The following is an 18414-nucleotide window of genomic DNA, read 5'->3' on the forward strand; positions in this document are numbered from 1 at the left end:
ACGCTGAACACCCATTAATCAGCGCCTGATCAGTAACCGATTAGCCAAGGATTTCCATGCTTACCATCACTCTGCCAGACGGCAGTCAGCGTCAGTATTCACAACCTTTGCGCGTGGCCGAAGTGGCTGCCGATATCGGCCCGGGTCTGGCCAAAGCGGCATTGGCCGGGCGCCTCAATGGTCGCCTAGTGGACACCAGTACCCTGATCGACAGCCACGCCAACCTCAGCCTGGTCACGGCCCGAGACCCGGAAGGCCTGGAACTGCTGCGCCATTCCTGCGCGCACCTGCTGGCCATGGCGGTGAAGCAGCTCTACCCAAGCGCCCAGGTGACTATCGGCCCGGTGATAGAAGACGGTTTCTTCTACGACTTCGCCTTCGAGCGTCCCTTTACCCCCGACGATCTGGCGTCCATTCAGGCCCGCATGCAGGAACTGGCCAGCGCCGATCTGCCGGTCAGCCGCCGCGAACTGCCGCGCGACGCTGCCATCATCCATTTCGAAGCCCAAGGCGAACACTACAAGGCCGAGCTGATCCGCGATATTCCCGAAGACGAGGTGCTCTCGCTGTACCGTCAGGGCGACTTCGAAGACCTTTGCCGTGGCCCGCATATCCCGCGCACTGGCCAGTTGCAGGCGTTCAAGCTGACCAAGGTGGCCGGCGCCTATTGGCGCGGCGACGCCAAGAACGCGGCGCTGCAGCGCATCTACGGCACCTGCTGGGCTACGCCCAAGGAACTCAAGGCCTACCTCAACCGCCTGGAGGAGGCGGGTAAGCGCGACCATCGCAAGCTCGGCGCCCAGCTTGACCTGTTTCACTTCGACGACTGCGCCCCCGGTTCGGTGTTCTGGCACCCCAAGGGCTGGACGCTGTTCCAGCAATTGATCAATTACATGCGCCAGCAGCAGGACGCTGCCGGCTACGTCGAGGTCAACACCCCGGACGTGATGGACCGCAGCCTGTGGGAAACCTCCGGGCACTGGTTCAACTACCGCGACGCGATGTTCACCACCACGACCGAAGACGAGCGGGTGTTCGCCCTCAAGCCGATGAACTGCCCCGGCGCGGTGGCGCTTTACGCCCGCGGCTTGAAGAGCTACCGCGACTTTCCGCTGCGCATGGCCGAGTTCGGCAAGGTGCATCGCTACGAACCGTCCGGCGCGCTGCACGGTCTGCTGCGTGTACGTCACTTTACTCAGGACGACGCACACATCTTTTGCACCGCTGCGCAGATGGAGCAGGAATGCGCCGACACCATTGCCCTGGTGTTCGCGATCTATCGCGACTTCGGCTTTGACGAGGTGGCGGTAAAACTGTCCACCCGACCAGCCAACCGCATCGGCAGCGACGCCACCTGGGATCAACTGGAAGGCGCACTGTCCGGTGCCTTGCAGCGCATGAATATCGACTACCAATTGAACCCCGGCGAAGGGGCCTTCTACGGGCCGAAACTGGAGTTCGTACTGCGCGATGCCATCGGCCGTGACTGGCAATGTGGCACCCTCCAGGTTGACCTCAACCTGCCCGAGCGCTTTGACATCAGCTACGTCAACGAGCAGGGCGAACGCGAACGCCCGGTGATGTTGCACCGCGCCTTGTTCGGCTCGCTGGAGCGCTTTACCGGCATTTTGATTGAGCAGTACAGCGGCCTGTTCCCGCTGTGGCTGGCCCCGCAGCAAGTCGCCGTGCTGACCATCTCCGAAGGGCAGAACGACTATGCCCGCCAAGTGCTTGCCACGCTCAAGCGTGCCGGTTTGCGTGCGACAGCCGACCTGCGTAACGAGAAGATCGGCTACAAGATCCGCGAAGCCACCCTGCAGAAAGTGCCCTACCTTTTGGTGATCGGCGAGCAGGAAAAAGCCGGAGGCCGCGTCACCTTGCGCAGCCGCGCCGGCGAGCACCTCGGCAGTCTCACGCTGAACGAACTGCTCGAGCGCTTGAGCGAAGAGGCGCGCCCGCCCGGCCAGGAGTTTCCATGCTGATCCGCAAGCTGTTCAAGTTCGAGAGTGCACATATCGTCCGCAACTGCAGCAGCCGACGCTGTTCGCGCTCGCTCCATGGTCATTCCTACAAAATAGAGGTCCTGCTTGAGGCTGACGCGCTGGATCACGGCCAGATGGTCTACGACTTCGGCCTGCTCAAGGGCACGGTAGGGGATTTTATCGACGCCTTCGACCATGCAGTGACCTTCTGGGACGGCGACGACCCGGACTACGTCGCGCAGTGCAAACGCTTCTCCGAACGCTGGGTATCCTTGCCGGTGTCGCCCAGCGCCGAGCAGTTCTCACGGGTATTCTTCTGCCTGATCGACGCGGTGCTGAGCAATACGCAGATGGCCAACGGCGAGGTCGGTGTGCGTCTGCACTCGGTGATTGCCCATGAAACCGATACCGGTTATGCACAGTGCTTTCGCGAAGACGCACACAACCCACGCATGGGCGCGTTCCAGCTGAGCCAGATCGGTTTCTCCGCGCAGGTCAAAGGCGAGTGGGCCAACCCGCAGATGTTCGCCAAGCTGCTGGCCGGTGAAGTCTTTATCAATCGTCCGCCGGCCTGACATCAACTCTTGATGGTCACTGGACAATGGTCGTCGCAGTGGCCATCGTGCGAGTGGTGCAGATGACCGTCCACCAGGTAATCGACATGGTCGCCATGCGGAACGGGCTCATGGGCGCAACCTGGCCCGTGTACATGACCTGCGGGGTGGCCGTCGCACTGGTGGGTCGGCGTGCAGCGATCACGGTTGAGGACATTCACCGAAAGGCTGTGCTCGTCGACGTGATCACCACTACAACTGGCCTCTGCGTGCAGTCGTAACGAGTCTGGAGCCAATACCACACTGCGAGCTTTCCAGATCAAGCCACGCTCTCGCTGGTGACTGGAAAGGCCTATTTATCTCCTCCTTGATGCGGGATTGAAACAAGTCCAGAATCAAGTCTTTTCCTGCTCCGGTAAGAAAAGAAACCCCTTAGATTTCAATGGGTCGGACGCCAGATAAGAGTCTCGTTTCCCGCTCCAAACATAGCGCTGCATAGTTCAACTGAATCATGCAGCGAACGAAAAAAGGACCTCCGGGTCCTTTTTTCGTTTCCGGCGGAAAGCACCGAAACTCGGCGCCATCCGGTGCATTCAGGTCCAGGATCGAGTCCAGGATGCGGACGTGCACTGAATCGGCTTGTTGCTGGAGCAGTTTGCACCGCGAGATGAGTATCTAGGCCTAACTCTGTTCAGGAACTCGCGATTGCACTCTCAGAAGTGACAGTTCGGCATGCCCGCGACTGTCGTGCGGCAATCGCATTGCACAGGGCCCGGGCGACAGGTGCGTAACTGGTCTGGCTGGGCTGGCCGGCTTCGGGAGCCCCGGTGGGATTGATCAGGTGTACCGCGATCTGTCCTGGCAGCCATGAGACGAGTGGCCAACGGGTGCGATAGGCAGGTTTGGGCTGGGTATCTGCGGTGGTCGGATCAAAATCGCAGGATGTCACAACCGCTATCCCTATCAGGCAAGCGCCTTCGAGCTGCGAGCGCACGCGGCCAGGATTTTTCAAGAAGCCCAAGTCCGCGACAACGACCGCGTCATGAATGATCAAGCGGCCTTCGTCGCTCACCTCGATATCGAGAACGACCGCCATGCAGGTCTGCGCGTCATAGTGGGCAGCGATGCCTTGCGCCCGACCATGTCTTGGCGGTTTGCCCCAATGAGCTTTCTTTGCCGCTTCGGTGATGACGTTCCGCATTCGATGGCCCTCGATGCTTGATGAGTGCCGAGTGCCGTCGTCCACTGTCGATGCCGGATCAATCAGCGAAAGCAGATAGTCCCTGTGATCCAGCTTGCAGGCTCGCACCTGCGCAGCCATGAGTCGCTGTTCGGCGAACAGGCGGAGCAACAGGCCTTTTCTGTCCAGATTGTTGTCGAGGGTCGATTGCCAAGTGAATGGATCAAGAGCACTGACGTGCGCATCAGGATGGCTCATTGCATTTCTCCTTCCGGTTGATGGCAAGAGGTCCAGCTAAAGCGATGTGTCCTTGGTGCCTGTAACGCTGGCACCGTAGGGGCGGTCATTGGGGGTACTTTAGGGGGAAGGATCTGACGTCAGAGTGACCGGAGGCTGACAGGAACATGTCAGGCGTTGGGCGAGCCGGCTTTCCAGCCAGTGAGTTGCTTGTTCGAGAATTGGGAAGTTGGGTATTGATCAATATCGAAGGAGTCAGCGTATCGGCAGCTCGTGTGGTGTCTCCAGGGTCACGTACTAGTCGATCCAATAGATGCACGTCCCGAGCGGTGACCCAACTATCAGCAAGTGGAACAAACTAATGTCGTGGTAGTCTTCAAATGTGCCCCTGGCAACGGACGGTTCTTACATGGGGGCGGTCCGCAACACTGGAGTATTTTTTCCATAGGAGGTTTCGCGTGCCCTGGAAGTCAAATCTTGTAGTGCTCGCCCTGTCTGCCGTTGCCTTTTCGGCGCAGGCCCAATCCGATCGTCAAGTGGTCGAGGACATGGTTACTCGCTCGGCCAATGTCTGCCCAGGCCATAGCACCGAGCGCACCACGCCCACGGTGAAGGCGGTGCCTGTCGGCGCGTTGCGGGTTATGCTTGACCGCGGCTTGGTCATGTGTCCCGATCGGCGCCTCGATGTCGGCGCGCCGGCTGTGTTCTACGGTAGAGTTGGCGTGTTTGGATGGAACCCCGAAGTGCCTGCAAGTTCGGAGGTGATCGCCAAGCAGATCGACGCCATGACCCGCAAGGACGAGTACCCCTCGGACACTTTGGTTTGGGATGCCAAGGGTATGCCACTTGAGCAGCGCACTGTGCCGGCTTTCGAACCCAAGCCAGGGGCTGCTGTGCTGTACCAGGTACGGTAAGCCCTGTCGACGAGGCGCTTGGAAGTAAGTGTCAGGTGGGTTTATGTAGTCATGGCTTCTGAGACACTCTGACGCGCCCAGCCTTGGTCATTGAATATCCGGCCAGGCAGTTCATCCAAGACCGCACATGCGTGTTTGGTTCGGTGAGTTCCGAGTATTATCATAGCCTTAGAATTCAATGGGGCGGACACCAGATACGAGTCTCGTTCCCTGCTCCAAGATTCAGAAAAAAGCCACTCAGATGAGTGGCTTTTTTGTGCCTGTCGAAAAACACGAGTTGAGTTATAAAGAAGCTCAAGAGCGCTACGGCACTCAGGGCTAACGCCCGCCCATTAACCAAACGTTAGGCGTTCAAAGATGGGAGGCGTAGTTCAGTGTTGACGAGAAGAAAGTTCATCGCTACTGCAGCAGTAACGGGGGTGGGTGCCGCAGGGGCCCTTGCGTTCCACACCTCGAGCAAGGGCAGTGTGGAATATGAGCATGCCGTGAAGCAGATATGGCGTCACAGCGAACTCGATTCGAGTAACGTTCCGGCAGTACTGCGCGAACTTGTGCGCTACGCAACCCTAGCGCCATCCAGTCACAACACCCAGTGCTGGAAGTTCGGGCTGGACGATCAGTCGATTTCAATCCGGCCTGACTATCAACGCAGATGTCCGATTGTCGATCCAGACGATCACCACCTTTTTGTCAGCCTCGGCTGCGCCGCCGAGAACCTTGTGCAGGCAGCGGCAGCGATGGGCTTTAGGGGTGATGCCGTTTTCAATACCGGGAAAAACGAATCATGGAACATCTCCTTGGAGCGCGCAGCGCAGGTCCGAACTCCGCTTTTCGAGGCAATTCCGCGTCGGCAGTCGACCAGGGCCGAATTTGATGCCAAGCCTCTTTCAAACGACGAACTGCGGCTTCTGGAAATAGCCGGCTCGGGAAATGGCGTTCGGGTTCAGTTGCTCACGGATAAACAGGACATGGAGAATGTCCTTGACTTCGTGGTTCAGGGAAACACCGCACAGATGCGTGATCCGGCATTTGTGCGCGAACTCAAAGAATGGTTGCGTTTCAACGGAGGACAGGCCGCGAGGCAGGGCGACGGACTGTTTACAGGTTCTTCCGGCAACCCAACGGTCCCCAGTTGGCTTGGTGGCCTGATGTTTGATTTCTTTTTTTCCGAAGAGTCCGAGAATGACAAGTACGCGCGACATGTTCGGAGCTCCTCCGGCATTGCGGTATTTGTTTCAGCGCTTGAGGACAAGCATCACTGGATCGAGGTGGGGCGTGCCTTTCAACGGTTTGCTTTGCAGGCAACGGCGATGGATATTCGAACCGCTCACCTTAATCAGCCGGTGGAAGTCGCGTCACTCAGGCCGCAGTTCGCCAAATCAATCGGTATCTTGGGTCAAAGGCCTGATCTTGTCATTCGATTCGGTCCTGGACCCGAGATGCCCAGATCCTTGAGGCGCCCAATTGAAACCGTACTGTTGTAGACGCCTGACCATTCGTTCCAGCGGACGTTGGGGTGAAACAGGTGTGAACCTATTTCAGGACCACCTTGCTGTAGGGTACCGGCATGGTGGCGATCCGGTTTTCCACCTGATTACCTCCCCAGAGCCGGTTGACTACGCCTGAAGTCTTAGCGCGCTGATGATAAAAGCATGAAGGCTATTGACTGCTTTAGACCCGCGAGAGGTTCGGCTACGTAGAATCGACACTTCCATAGGTTCAATGTTTCCTAAGCCGTGCTCGTTGCTTAAGACGTGAAGCGATGGCTGCACGCTGCACTGAGTGATCGCGGCGATAGCGAGTCCTCCCTCGACTGCGGCCACCTGGCCAGCAAGACTGGAGCTGTTGTATACCACCTTGAATTCACGTCCCTGCTGGGTCAGTGAGTTCACTGCATAGCGTCGAGCCAGGCTCTCTCTTTCGTAGACTGCAATGGGCACCGGGTCTCGCCTCCATAGTTCGAATTGGGGTGAACCCACCCAGACCATGGGTTCTTTGAAGAGGAATGTGCCGCTTTGAGGCGTGTCTCTGGACACCAGCGCAAGATCAAGATCGCCGCTTCGCACACGTGGTATCAGCGTGGTCGACTGTTCACAGGTCAACTCTATTTCCACGCCTGCGTAGCGCGGCGAAAAGCGCTTCAGAACTGGCGTGAGATACTTTGCCGCGTAGTCCTCCGCGACGCCAAGGCGGATTCGTCCGGTTAACTCTTCACCGTGAAATGCCGCTTGGGCTTCGGCGTGGAGCGCAAGTATGCGACGGGCGTAGCCCAGCAGCGTCTGGCCGTCAGCGGTCAGGTGTAGGTGCCTCGGGCCACGACTCAATAGCGGCCGTCCAAGGGCTGCCTCCAGCTTCTTCATCTGCATGCTGACAGCTGATTGCGATCTGTTGACCTCGTGGGCTGCACCCGATAGCGAACCTGCATCCACCACTGCCACGAAACACTTGAGCCAATCGGTCTGCAAATCGCTGGCAGGCATCGCTGTCACCTCTATTCGTTAATCGAATGGCTACGACGTAAATTATGCGCTTTTCATGGCGGTTGTTCACTCGCAGGATGCTGATCAGAATCGACACACTGGGATCGGATCATGCCATTTGAGACTTGGTTGCTCTATCTGTTTACCTGCTGCGGCATAGCGATAGTGCCAGGACCCAATGCGCTCTTAGTGCTTACCCATGGAGCCATTCATGGGAGCCGAAAAACGTTGTTCACTATCACGGGTGGCGTTCTCGGCTTTGCCGTCGTGCTTTCACTTTGCGCATTGGGATTGGGGGCGCTGATCCAGGCGTCGGCCACCTGGTTCACCGCGTTGAAGATAATCGGCGGGCTTTATCTGATCTGGTTGGGCTTCGGGCTTTGGCGTTCCCCACCCGTCAGTCTTGATGCGACGGGTACCAAGAACTTCCGAGGCCGGTCTCTGTTCCGCCAGGGGTTGGTATCGGCCATTTCAAATCCCAAGGCGCTGCTGCTATTCACCGCATTTATCCCGCCATTCCTGGATCCTCACAGAAGCATCATCGCGCAGACGTTCGTCATCGCATTGACTTACGCCGTGGTGGAGTTCGTTGTTGAGTATCTAGTGGCCAGCGCTGCGCACCAGGTCAGGCCATGGTTAGCCCGAACCGGGCGGCGATTCAATAAAGTTTGTGGTGGTTTTTTTGTTCTTTTCGGGTTGGTTCTGCCCGTCCATGCTTGAAGCCATGCTTCGTTTTGGAGCCGACGGCGGCAGCGCCCCGCGTTGTGCAAAATACTGTGCGGGCGTGCTCCCCAGTGCCTTTTTGAACATGGTGATAAAGGCGTTGACCGAGTTATAGCCCAGCTCGGTTGCAACGTTCTGCACCTTCGCACCACTGGCCAATTCTCGCAGTGCCACGACAAGGTGCAACTGTTGCCGCCAGCGTCCAAACGTAAGGCCCGTCTCACGAATCATCAATCGAGACAGCGACCTGTCGCTCATCGCCACGCGTTTGGCCCACTCGGCTGACGTACTGCGGTCGGAAGGGGAGAGCGTCAGTGCATGTGCTATCGCACGAATTTTTGGATGGCTGGAGATGGGGAGGTTGAAGCGCTCGCGCGGCATTTCGACCAGTTCGTCGAGGATCACTCTCGCAAGCCTGGCGGCATGGCCAACCGAAGGATAATCGGCAGGCTCCTGTGCCAGCCGATCAACCATTTCCCGGATCATTGGGGAGATGGACAGCGTGCAGCAATCCTCGGGTAGGTTCGCCGCTCCGGGGTTCACGAAAAGATAATTGAGCCGGGCATTCGCTGTCGCCCGTGCGCTATGGGGCACGCCGCCCGGAATCCAGACACCGCAGTTGGGCGGTACGATCCAGATCTCGTTGTCGGCAGTACAAGTGACCGCCCCGTGCAATGCAAGGATCAGTTGGCCCTTGCGATGCACATGCGTTGGCACTTCCGCCTGGTGATCTGCAAAGTCGAGCTGCCGGGCCACCGCCGGCCGATCCGTGAGGTCAGGGTCGAAGACGGAAACGGCTGATTGTGTGGGCGGCATCAAGTTGGCAGTTTTTAGGGATATTTTGGAAGAATACTGAATTTATTTGCTTTTGCAACGCAGCAATAATGGTTCGCATGAACATCCTATCTGCTGTGAACAAACCACCTGGGCGCGCCGCCGTCGGCATAGCGCACGCGGTAGTGTCTCTCCTGCAAACTCCTGCCATGAGGGCAGATGTGGATGCGGTGCTGTTTTCGGCGAAGAGCTTTGCCGCAGCGATGTTGGCCTACTATGTTTCGCTGCGTATAGGACTTGCCAATCCTTACTGGGCAATAGTGACCGTCTACATCGTCTCGCAGACCTCGGCGGGTGCGTCGCTCAGTCGCGGTGTCTATCGCTTCGTGGGAACCCTCGTCGGGGCGGCGGCAACGGTGGCAATCATTCCGAATTTCGTGAACGACCCTATCGTATGCAGCGTGGTGCTCGCCTGCTGGATCGGCCTGTGTCTTTATTTCTCGCTGCTTGATCGCACGCCAAGAGCCTATGCTTTCGTTCTTGCCGGTTATACCGCGAGCCTGATCGGATTTCCCAGCGTCCTTGATCCAGGCACGGTGTTTGATACAGCTTCCGTGCGGGTCCAGGAAATCTCCATCGGGATACTGTGTGCCGTTCTAGTGCATCGCTACATCCTGCCCAAACGTATGACGGGTCAGTTCATTGGCAAGCTGTTGGCAGCGCTGCGGGACGCCCGTCAATTGGCAGCCGATGCCTTGAAGGGAACGCCGAGTGAGAATCGTCGCGATCGGACCCAGCTTGCAGTGGATCTTCTTGCCCTTCAGGGGCTTGCTTCGCACCTGCCCTATGATCCGGCCCCTGCGCTGCGGCACGAGTCGGTACAACTGATCCATGACCGGCTCGCGCGATTGCTTGCGCTCGCTGCGGAGATCGAAGACCGGATCCATTCCCTGGGTGTGGGCGGCTACAACTCACCCGATGAACTGGTCGCTTTGCTCGATGATCTCGCGACGTGGACCTGCGCTGTCGAGGCGACCGACCGGGAGCGCGTCGCGAAATGCTTAATCGCCCGCGCGCGGGCGATCAACAAACGTCTCGGCGTAGGTGACGCAACGCCAGGCGTCAGGCTCGCCGCTAATCTCGCCGGTTATCTTGGCGAAATGATCGGCCTGCTCCAGGACTGCGACAACCTGGGGCGCCACATCGTGACTGCCGAGCAATCACGCGAGACGACAGCGCTTCATTGGCCCAAGCCCGCGAAGGGCTACATCTATCACCGCGATCGCTGGATGGCGGGCCGGGCCGCGTTGGGTGCCATCGTCGGCATCCTGATCAGCTGCGCTTTCTGGATCTGGTCGGCCTGGCCTGAGGGCGGGACGGCCGTATCGATTTTCGGCGTATGTTGCACGCTGTTCGGAAATGTCGATGCGCCAGCCCCTAACGTCATCAAATATATGCTCGGCTCGATCTATGGAGTGGTCATCAGCTTTGCCTATAGCTTCGTCATTCTTCCCCAGGTCACGGACTTCGCTCTCCTTGTTGCGGTGCTGGCACCGGCGTTCCTGTTCGCGGGTTCCCTGCAAGCGCGTCCGCCGACAACGTTCATGGCGCTCGGTATCACCCTGACCATTCCGATTCTTTCAGGGTTGCGCGCCACCTACGCCGGCGACTTCGCTGCATCCCTCAATACCGTTGTTGCGCTCTTCGCGGCGGTCGGATTCGGGGCGGTCAGTATGACCTTGTTCCAGACCGTCCCGGTCGACGCAGCGATCAGCCGGCTGCTTCGATTGAGTCGCAGGGGCGTCAGCCGTCGAGCGCTGGGTGAGGTACCCGATGACCGGCATTGGACGAACCTTATGATCGATCGGACGGCGCTGCTGCTACCCAGGTTACGGGTGTCCAACAAAGGTTATTCAGATGTTCTCGACGATACCTTGCACCATCTGCGCGTCGGCCACGCTGTTGGATCGCTTCGCAAGATCATCCCGCAGGTCGACGGCGACATCGCCGAAAAACTGGGTGAGCTGCTTTTCGCGATCGCCGCACGCTTCAGCGCCAGAGACCTTAAGGATCATGTTGATCCGACCGGTTTTGACCAGCGTATCGAGACCTTGCAGGCGATGATCGCTGACAGCTCGATCAACGACCGCTCGCGGATCGCCGAGCTGCTCATGGACCTTAGGTTTGCCCTAGGTCTCAGTCATACGGCGAGTGCGCCTCATGATCGTTGATCTCGACGTCGGTGGCGTCCTCATCCCCGGGTTACTGGCGCTGGTATTCGTCGCCATTTTTGCCACCATCGCGATAATCCGCGTCCTCTGCGTCGTGGGCATCTACCGCCTGTTCGTTCACTGGCCGCTCGTCGAACTCGCCATTTTCGCGCTCATCTACGGTTTGCTCGTGCAGCACCTGCCCTCAATCGGACACTTATCTTGAAGCCTGTTCTATCCTTGCTCAGCCGCTATGCCCTGACTCTTTGCCTCGTTGCTGGCGCCACGCTCATTGCGCTGGGGGCGTGGAACCATCACGAGCGAACGCCCTGGACTCGCGACGGGCGAGTGAGCGCCGATGTCGTGCAAATTGCACCGGAAGTCTCCGGCACTGTCAGTGCCGTCCCGATCGTTGATAACCAGTATGTCCATCGGGGTGACATTCTTTATGTGATCGACCCGCAGCGGTATCGGCTCGCATTGGCGTCGGCCGAAGCCGACGTCGAAGCCAAGCGCCAGGATAGGCTCGTTCGCCAGGCGGCGGCGCGGCGGCGTGGCCAACTCCGCGATATCGTGTCTCAAGAAGATATTCAGAAAACAGGAGGCGCGGCTGCAGTGGCGGGCGCCACCTATCAAGCAGCGCTGGCGGCTCTGGACCTCGCCAAACTCAATCTCGCCCGCTCGACTATCCGCTCGCCGGTCGATGGCTATGTCACTAACCTGAGGTTGCGCCCTGGTGACTATGCGACGGCCGGTTCGACAACGGTTGCTATCCTCGACGCGGCGAGCTTCTGGATCACTGGTTATTTTGAGGAGACGAAAATCCGGCAGATCCGCGTCGGCAACCCGGCGCAGATCATGCTGATGGGCTTTGATCAGCCTGTATCGGGGCATGTCGAAAGCATCGGTCGCGGCATCGAGAACAGTAACGATTCGCCAGGTCATCTCGGCCTGCCAAATGTGGCGGCGACATTTACCTGGGTGCGTCTCGCGCAGCGGATCCCGGTTCGTATCCATATCGATAGGGTGCCACCGGGCGTTGAGTTGGTCGCAGGCATGACCGCGAGTGTTGAGATCATCCCGCTTTGAGGCGTTGTGCTTTTCAGCCAGCCAGCCAGCCAATCAATCAGGGCAGGGCATGCCCCTCTAAAATCTCGAATCCGTCGTCAATGGGGGCGTAAGCAACAACTTCTCGGGTCTTATCAATGGAAAGGCGCTTGTATCTATTGTCTGATACGCCATGAATCACATGGAACCCGTTCAGCTCTGCATCCACGCAACTTCTAAGTAAAGCTACGACATCCCTCTCGCTGATAAATGCAGCTACATCTCTGTGGCTGTGGGTCTCTCCATGCTGAAACTCGGCTACGTTTGCAATGCGGACTGCAATGGTTGTCATTTGACCATCGTTTGCATACATCGATGCGAGAGCCTCCCCAAATGCTTTGCTGACCCCATAAAGATTTCCTGGCCTGGGCGACATATATTCATGTACCTGGACGTCTTTGGGGTAACCCTCAATGGCCTGGGCACTGCTCGCAAATATGAACCGCCTGCAACCTTGTGCCTTCGCGGCGAACAGCATGTTGTAGGTGCCAACAATATTTACAGGCAGGAGGGAAGTCATGAAGTTAGCGTCTGGACTCGGGTCAGCAGCTAGATGAATCACGGTGTCGATGCCTTCGCAGGCCTCAAGGCAGCTTGACTGATCCCTGACATCAAGAGAGAAACTTTGTGCGGATTTCGGAAATTTCTGTACATCTATATCAGCAAGACGCAAATCCAATCTATCGGCTTGCGCTGTCCAAAAAGCAGTGCCAATCCTACCCGCCGCTCCTGTGACTAAAATTTTTCGCGCGCTCATGTGTCTGCGTCCTTACCGTTAAGCTGCATTGAGCATTTGAGATCAGCAGTGCCTGATACATGTCGCACCGATCTAGGTGAGCGGTGGGGGCGGCCGATAGTATTTCAGAAACTTCGGCCCGCGCCGACTCAGATGGTGTCGGCTACAGTTCCTTGTAGCCTTAGGAATGTATCACGACCGCCACGGAATATTGATCATGACGAAACACCCTCCGCTCCAATCGCTCGGCTGCGCTGAATGCCGCAACCGCGAGGCGTTGGGGTTTGATTTCACCATGGCCTTCCAGCCTATTTTCAACGTCCGGACACACGCTGCGTTTGCTTATGAGGCGTTGGTCAGAGGCGTCAATGGCGAATCGGCTGGCTACATCCTGGGGCTCGTGAACGACAGCAACCGCTACCGCTTCGACCAGGCTTGCCGGGTGAAAGCCATCGAGGAATCCGCGAGGCTGGGCCTGCTGGACATTCCCGATTGCTTGCTGAGCATTAATTTCCTGCCCAACGCCGTATACCGGCCAGAGACGTGCATCCGGGCCACCCTGGAAGCGGCGCGCCTGACGCATTTCCCGCCAGAAAGGCTCATGTTCGAAGTGACCGAAGGCGAGAAGGTGGTCGACCCTGGGCACCTCAAATCGATTTTCGTGGAGTACCAGCGCCAGGGTTTCATTACCGCCATCGACGATTTTGGCGCGGGCTATTCGGGCCTTAACCTGCTGGCCATGTTCCAGCCGCAGGTGCTGAAGATTGACATGGCACTGACCCGAGGCATCGATCGAGACCCGGTCAAACAAGCGATCGTTGAAGGTATCATCCTGGTCGCCAGGCGCTTGGATATCCTGATCATCGCCGAAGGTGTCGAGACCCGTGAAGAAAGCACGACGCTTCTAGGCATGGGAATCGAGCTGATGCAGGGATATTTGTATGCAAGGCCCGAGGTCGGTCATCTTCCGGCAGGATGCTTTGACTTGGGTTGATGTGTCCAAGCTCTTTATTCGTGTTTCCTGATGGGTGTGAACACTGCTAGTCCGTTGCCCATTCGTCATTCACCGCATTGTGTCCATGATATTCGATGGGCCATTATCGGGCCTCGACATAAGGACACGTCCCATGCCCACGCCTGTACTCCACCTGTTGTGCGGTAAAATTGCTTCGGGAAAATCCACGCTGGCCCGATCGTTAAAGGCTGAACATTCAGCCATTTTGTTGAGCGAAGATCACTGGCTTTCAAAGCTCTACCCTGATCAGATCAAATCGGTAGCGGACTACGTCCTGCATGCGCGCCGGATCCGGGATGTCCTGGGGCCGCTGGTTATCGACATGCTCTGGACGGGGACTCCCGTGGTTCTCGATTTTCCTGCCAACACCCCAGCAGATCGTCATTGGCTGCGCAGCCTGGCTGACACTGCGAAAGTCCCTCACCGTGTTCACTACATTGAGGTGGACGATGACACCTGCCGCCGAAGACTGCACCACAGGAATGCGCGTGCCGAGCATGACTTCGCAGCCACTGATGCTGAATTCGACCTGATCACGAGCTACTTTCGTGCACCAGACCAGGTGGAAGGGCTCGATGTTGTCATACACCGAACGTGATCCGTTGAAAATGTCGGGGCATTAAAGGTGGGTTTGCGGCTCGCGAAATACGGGGCATCGAATCCATAGGTTCTACGGCAGGAGTGCTTCACGATCCCATCCAGTTATCCAAGAAATCCGTGAGTATGTCTGTGGATAACTGCGCTGAAGCCAGGTAGGCAGGGCGTTTTAACGGGTGCTCAAAAAATCTACAGGCAGATTGGTATCATCCCGCCGCAGGCCATTGAGTTTAAAAAGGGCGCTGAAAATCGGGATCACCTTGCATGCATGTTCATCGACGCCATCCGAGAAGTGGCGAGCTGGGCAGCGGGAATTTCAGACAACAAAAAGCCCGCGCATGACGGGCTCTCTGTATGGGGTCAAATCCTTTTGTCTGTTCAATCTAGGCTTCGTACTGTAAATATTTCGTGAAAAGCATGCTGCGGGAGCGAAATAACCGGCATTTGGTCGGATTTTTTGTCGATAGCAAGACAGGGCGCAAACAAAATCCCGGGCAAAGGCCCGCGTAAGGCGGGCCTCTCCATGAAGAGAGATCGGTTATCGGTTAAACCGCTCGACCAATGAGTACTGCGTGGACGCGGTCCTGGTCAGTTCCTTATTCAGATCTGCCGATTGGTGCGCCTGTTCCGAGGTTTTATCGGCCAAGTGGGCGATGGTTGTAATGTTTCGGCTGATTTCCTCGGCGACGGCAGTTTGCTCTTCAGTGGCCGCGGCAATCTGGGTGGTCATCTCGGTGATGTGGGAGACCGCTTCGCTGATGCCCACCAATGCCTTGTCTGCCTCCAGTACCCAGGTCACACCTTCCTGGGCCTGACGATGCCCGCTCTCCATGGTCTGCACGGCGTTGTTGGACGACGCCTGGAGCTTGGTGATCAGGTCATGGATCTGGGTGGTGGATTGCGAGGTGCGTTGGGCCAGTTGACGAACCTCATCGGCCACGACGGCGAAACCCCTGCCCATGTCGCCGGCGCGCGCTGCTTCGATGGCGGCATTTAATGCCAGCAGATTGGTCTGGTCGGCGATTCCTTTGATCACGTCAACGACTGTGCCTATTTCATTGCTGTCCTTGGCCAGCTGTGCAACGGTCAGGCCTGTCTCGCCGACCGCGGCGGAGAGGCGCTCGATAGCCTCTCGGGTGTCTCGGGCCACATCGCGGCCGCGATTGGTCAGCAGGTTGGCTTGTTGAGTAGCGTCAGCCGTGCGCTGGACGTGGCTGGCGACTTCCTGGGTGGTCGCGGCCATCTGGTTGACCGCGGCAGACACCTGTTCGGTTTCGACGCGCTGACGATCCAGCCCTTTGGAGCTGTCCGTGGCAAGTACATCGGATTGTTCCGCCAGTTTGCTGAGTTGCTCGGCGGTGTCTTGCAGGCGCGTCAGGCAAGTCTTCAGGCGCGAAGTCTGGCTGACGAAGGCGGTTTCCAGGCGTGCTTGTGGTCCGCGCGCATCGCTGTACATCTGAGCGATCAGTAAATCGGAGGTAGAGGGCTCTGCCATCCGCAGCAGGCGCAAAGTTCCTCGCATCTGCCAGCGTGACGAGAGCAAGCCGATCGGCACGGCGATGCCTACGGCCACGGCAATTGCAACAGGCGTGCTGAAGAACAAGCCGCCCAGGGTGCCTGCCAGCCCCATGGCTAAGAACGGCAAGCAATCCAGCAGGGACGCTTGCCAAGCATCTTGGCGGGGGACAGCTGGTTTTCCCTGGCTGATGCGCTTATACAGGGATTCAGCTCGACGAATCTGATCAGTCGTCGGTTTGACTCTGACCGACTCAAAGCCCACCACTTGGCTGCCTTCAAATATCGGTGTGACGTAGGCGTTGACCCAGTAGTGATCGCCATTTCTGGAGCGGTTCTTGACGATACCCATCCACGGGCGGCCTTGCTTGAGAGCCCCCCACATATGGGCAAATACGGCAGGCGGGACGTCAGGATGGCGGACGATATTTTGCGGGGCGCCAATTAGATCGGTTCTATCAAAACCACTGATCTCGACGAAGGCGTCGTTGCAGTACGTGATAACGCCTCGATCATTGGTCGTCGAGATGAGTTTCTGGTGGGGGGCGAGTGAAATTTCACGCTGCGTAACTGGCTGATTATTTCTCATTCCGACTGTTCCTTGATTCCGTGAAAGGTCATCGGCCAGTAATTGAAAAAAATTAGCGGCGCGCTTCAAAAAATTCTTTTATAACAACGAGTTATATTAATGCGCTTGAGTTGTTTTTTGATCCGGATCGCTCTTGAGTATAGGTTTGGTTTTGATTAAAAAACCATTGTTACAATCGAAAAGGCTAGCTCTTTTATTAACAAGCAGTCAGTTGACTATCGATGTTCTTCCAGTGCTACTTCCTACGCGAAGATCATTGCCAGCATTCTTCAACCTGGACTTGGCTAAGGAACGGAGCAAAAGGGGCCATCTGAAGCCGCATGACGCAACGCGCAAATGCCGTAAGGCACCTGCCAATGTCCTGACGCTAACGTAGAGATGGCGACAAGGCGCTGAACTTGGAAGGGCGCAGGGCGGACCGATCCGGAGCGCTTGATGATGCTGATAAAAACAACTCATCCCAAACTGACGAACTGGGTGTACAGGTTCATCCTCCACGCCGCACAGCGCTTGCCGGCTCCGGGTGTTAATTAGGTGCTTGTATTGCTGCCGCTATTGCCGATGGTGTGGCAGGTGGCAGGTGGCAGGTGGCAGGTGGCAGGTGGCAACGGCCATGGAAATGAAACGGTACGCGCCGAACCTGCTTTCAGCTCAGCCTGGTCAGATACTCCGGCACTTGTTGCTCAGGGAGCACTGACAGAACTTTCAACCGCTGCAACATGCGTTGGCGGGCGCGGTGAAGGTGTTCCTTGAGGTTCAGCGCTGCTGCGTCGAATGCGCCATGCAATAGCAGCTCTAGAATCAGACGGTGCTCGGCCAGCATGGCTTCGTCGGGACCGAGGCCCAACTGACTGTAAAAAATCCGACTGATGATCCTGGGGCTCTGGGGCTGCCGGATCAGCGTAGCGATCTTGCGATTGTTTATTCCGGCGAGGCAGTGGTAGTGCAGGTCTTCTTCAAGTCGTTCGATGCAAGCCAGGCTGCAATGTGGGTTGCTCTGTGCCTCTTTAACCCGAGCCAGCATCGCTTCAAGGGCTTGCCGGCTAAGCCCTGGTGCGCTCTGGCGTAACGCCTCAGGTTCAAGGCAGGCGCGCAACTCGTAGTCTTCGGTGACCTCCCTGGCGGTGAGCGGGCCGGCCAGCCACTGGGAGTAGGGTTCCTTTTCCACCAGGCCGCGGTCACGCAGACGCATCAATGCCTCGCGTATCACCGCCCGACTGACGCCGTAATGCTCGGCCGCCTTTTGCTCGTCGAGTCGATAGTGCCCGAAGGCAATACAGGTCGATAAAGCCGAGCCAATCTCGTCGAACATCCGCTCGCCCAATGGGCGGGTATCGACCAGTTCTTCGCTGCTATCAAGGCCAAGTTGCTTGTGGGTAACGGCCAACCGCAGTGGCTCCACTTCAACCCCCTTCGGATTGACCAGATAACCGCGGCCATCGAATCGACTGATCAAGCCTTCCTTATGCAGCAGGTCCAATGCTTTGCGCACCGGGACGCGGCTGGTTCCAAACAGCTCGGCCAGAGGTGCTTCGAGCAGGACGAGCCCTTGAGCCACCTCTCCATTCACGATGGCGTCACGCAGGACCTGGCGGATCATGGCGTAGCGCGATGCAGTGCGGTAATCCTCGGCGGTCATCGATCTCATACGCTTCTCGAAAGGCGGGGGAAGATTCTCGCACAAGTCTGTTGTCACCGTGGACCACGTCATTTGTGCGCGTTCGTAGGGCCGTTGTTACGATTTTGCACCAAAACGGATATTTTCTAATAAGTACATTATCAGGGTGCCTTAGCTAATTCT

Annotated in this window: 17 protein-coding genes; 10 read left to right on the plus strand and 7 right to left on the minus strand. The window is 57.5% G+C overall.

Annotated features, from left to right (window positions below; genetic code table 11):
- The first annotated feature begins 56 nt into the window (after positions 1-56).
- The gene (gene thrS / locus GFU70_RS10540; protein WP_153387993.1) at positions 57-1982 is read left to right on the plus strand and encodes a threonine--tRNA ligase; all 1926 of its coding nucleotides are present in this window, start codon (positions 57-59) and stop codon (positions 1980-1982) included.
- Positions 1976-2557 (plus strand): 6-pyruvoyl trahydropterin synthase family protein, encoded by a 582-nt coding sequence (locus tag GFU70_RS10545; RefSeq protein WP_153387994.1) that lies wholly within the window; start codon positions 1976-1978, stop codon positions 2555-2557. The genes thrS and GFU70_RS10545 overlap by 7 nt, the downstream gene beginning before the upstream one ends.
- Positions 2558-2573: 16 nt before the next feature.
- Here the strand turns inward: GFU70_RS10545 and GFU70_RS10550 are convergent, their stop codons facing one another.
- Positions 2574-2753: a hypothetical protein gene (locus GFU70_RS10550; protein ID WP_153387995.1), complete on the minus strand. Its 180-nt coding sequence runs from the start codon at positions 2751-2753 to the stop codon at positions 2574-2576.
- Positions 2754-3227: 474 nt separating this feature from the next.
- Positions 3228-3974, minus strand: a complete 747-nt coding sequence (locus GFU70_RS10555; RefSeq protein ID WP_116642549.1) for an aldehyde dehydrogenase — start codon at positions 3972-3974, stop codon at positions 3228-3230.
- Between the two features lie 437 nt (positions 3975-4411).
- Between GFU70_RS10555 and GFU70_RS10560 the strand changes: the two genes are divergently transcribed.
- Together GFU70_RS10560 and GFU70_RS10565 are read left to right on the plus strand one after the other, a co-directional pair.
- Complete coding sequence (locus GFU70_RS10560; protein ID WP_058542099.1) at positions 4412-4867, plus strand: hypothetical protein; 456 nt, start codon at positions 4412-4414, stop codon at positions 4865-4867.
- Positions 4868-5241: 374 nt separating this feature from the next.
- Complete coding sequence (locus GFU70_RS10565) at positions 5242-6351, plus strand: Acg family FMN-binding oxidoreductase (protein WP_153387996.1); 1110 nt, start codon at positions 5242-5244, stop codon at positions 6349-6351.
- A gap of 132 nt (positions 6352-6483) precedes the next feature.
- On the opposite strand, the gene GFU70_RS10570 is transcribed toward GFU70_RS10565, so the two are convergent.
- Entirely contained in the window at positions 6484-7347 is an 864-nt protein-coding gene (locus GFU70_RS10570) for a LysR family transcriptional regulator (protein ID WP_027912433.1), read from the minus strand.
- Between the two features lie 111 nt (positions 7348-7458).
- On the opposite strand from GFU70_RS10570, the gene GFU70_RS10575 reads away from it, so the two are divergent.
- Positions 7459-8067: a LysE family translocator gene (locus tag GFU70_RS10575; RefSeq protein ID WP_058542101.1), complete on the plus strand. Its 609-nt coding sequence runs from the start codon at positions 7459-7461 to the stop codon at positions 8065-8067.
- Here the strand turns inward: GFU70_RS10575 and GFU70_RS10580 are convergent.
- Entirely contained in the window at positions 7984-8886 is a 903-nt protein-coding gene (locus GFU70_RS10580; RefSeq protein ID WP_081264397.1) for an AraC family transcriptional regulator, read from the minus strand. The genes GFU70_RS10575 and GFU70_RS10580 overlap by 84 nt on opposite strands.
- Before the next feature lie 77 nt (positions 8887-8963).
- Between GFU70_RS10580 and GFU70_RS10585 the strand changes: the two genes are divergently transcribed.
- Genes GFU70_RS10585 through GFU70_RS10595 form a run of 3 tightly spaced genes read left to right on the plus strand, consistent with a single transcriptional unit; the run spans position 8964 to position 12143 of the window.
- Positions 8964-11075, plus strand: coding sequence for an FUSC family protein (locus GFU70_RS10585; protein ID WP_153387997.1), 2112 nt, complete (start codon positions 8964-8966; stop codon positions 11073-11075).
- A complete protein-coding gene (locus GFU70_RS10590) occupies positions 11065-11280 on the plus strand; it encodes a DUF1656 domain-containing protein (protein WP_058542104.1) in 216 nt (71 codons plus the stop codon). The genes GFU70_RS10585 and GFU70_RS10590 overlap by 11 nt, the downstream gene beginning before the upstream one ends.
- The gene (locus tag GFU70_RS10595) at positions 11277-12143 is read left to right on the plus strand and encodes an efflux RND transporter periplasmic adaptor subunit (RefSeq protein WP_058542105.1); all 867 of its coding nucleotides are present in this window, start codon (positions 11277-11279) and stop codon (positions 12141-12143) included. Before GFU70_RS10590 ends, GFU70_RS10595 begins: the two co-directional genes overlap by 4 nt.
- A gap of 37 nt (positions 12144-12180) precedes the next feature.
- Here the strand turns inward: GFU70_RS10595 and GFU70_RS10600 are convergent, their stop codons facing one another.
- A complete protein-coding gene (locus GFU70_RS10600) occupies positions 12181-12918 on the minus strand; it encodes an NAD-dependent epimerase/dehydratase family protein (RefSeq protein WP_153387998.1) in 738 nt (245 codons plus the stop codon).
- 196 nt (positions 12919-13114) lie between these two features.
- Between GFU70_RS10600 and GFU70_RS10605 the strand changes: the two genes are divergently transcribed.
- Together GFU70_RS10605 and GFU70_RS10610 are read left to right on the plus strand one after the other, a co-directional pair.
- Positions 13115-13891 carry an EAL domain-containing protein gene (locus GFU70_RS10605; RefSeq protein WP_153389162.1) on the plus strand — a complete coding sequence of 259 codons (777 nt, stop codon included), beginning with the start codon at positions 13115-13117 and terminating at the stop codon, positions 13889-13891.
- Positions 13892-14024: 133 nt separating this feature from the next.
- Positions 14025-14510, plus strand: coding sequence for an AAA family ATPase (locus tag GFU70_RS10610; protein WP_153387999.1), 486 nt, complete (start codon positions 14025-14027; stop codon positions 14508-14510).
- Positions 14511-15047: 537 nt separating this feature from the next.
- Here the strand turns inward: GFU70_RS10610 and GFU70_RS10615 are convergent.
- Together GFU70_RS10615 and GFU70_RS10620 are read right to left on the minus strand one after the other, a co-directional pair.
- Positions 15048-16613, minus strand: a complete 1566-nt coding sequence (locus GFU70_RS10615; protein WP_153388000.1) for a methyl-accepting chemotaxis protein — start codon at positions 16611-16613, stop codon at positions 15048-15050.
- 646 nt (positions 16614-17259) lie between these two features.
- The gene (locus GFU70_RS10620) at positions 17260-18252 is read right to left on the minus strand and encodes a GntR family transcriptional regulator (RefSeq protein ID WP_413468852.1); all 993 of its coding nucleotides are present in this window, start codon (positions 18250-18252) and stop codon (positions 17260-17262) included.
- Positions 18253-18414 lie beyond the last annotated feature (162 nt).

It is taken from the genome of Pseudomonas brassicacearum, assembly GCF_009601685.2.
Taxonomy (GTDB): Bacteria; Pseudomonadota; Gammaproteobacteria; order Pseudomonadales; family Pseudomonadaceae; genus Aquipseudomonas; species Aquipseudomonas kilonensis_B.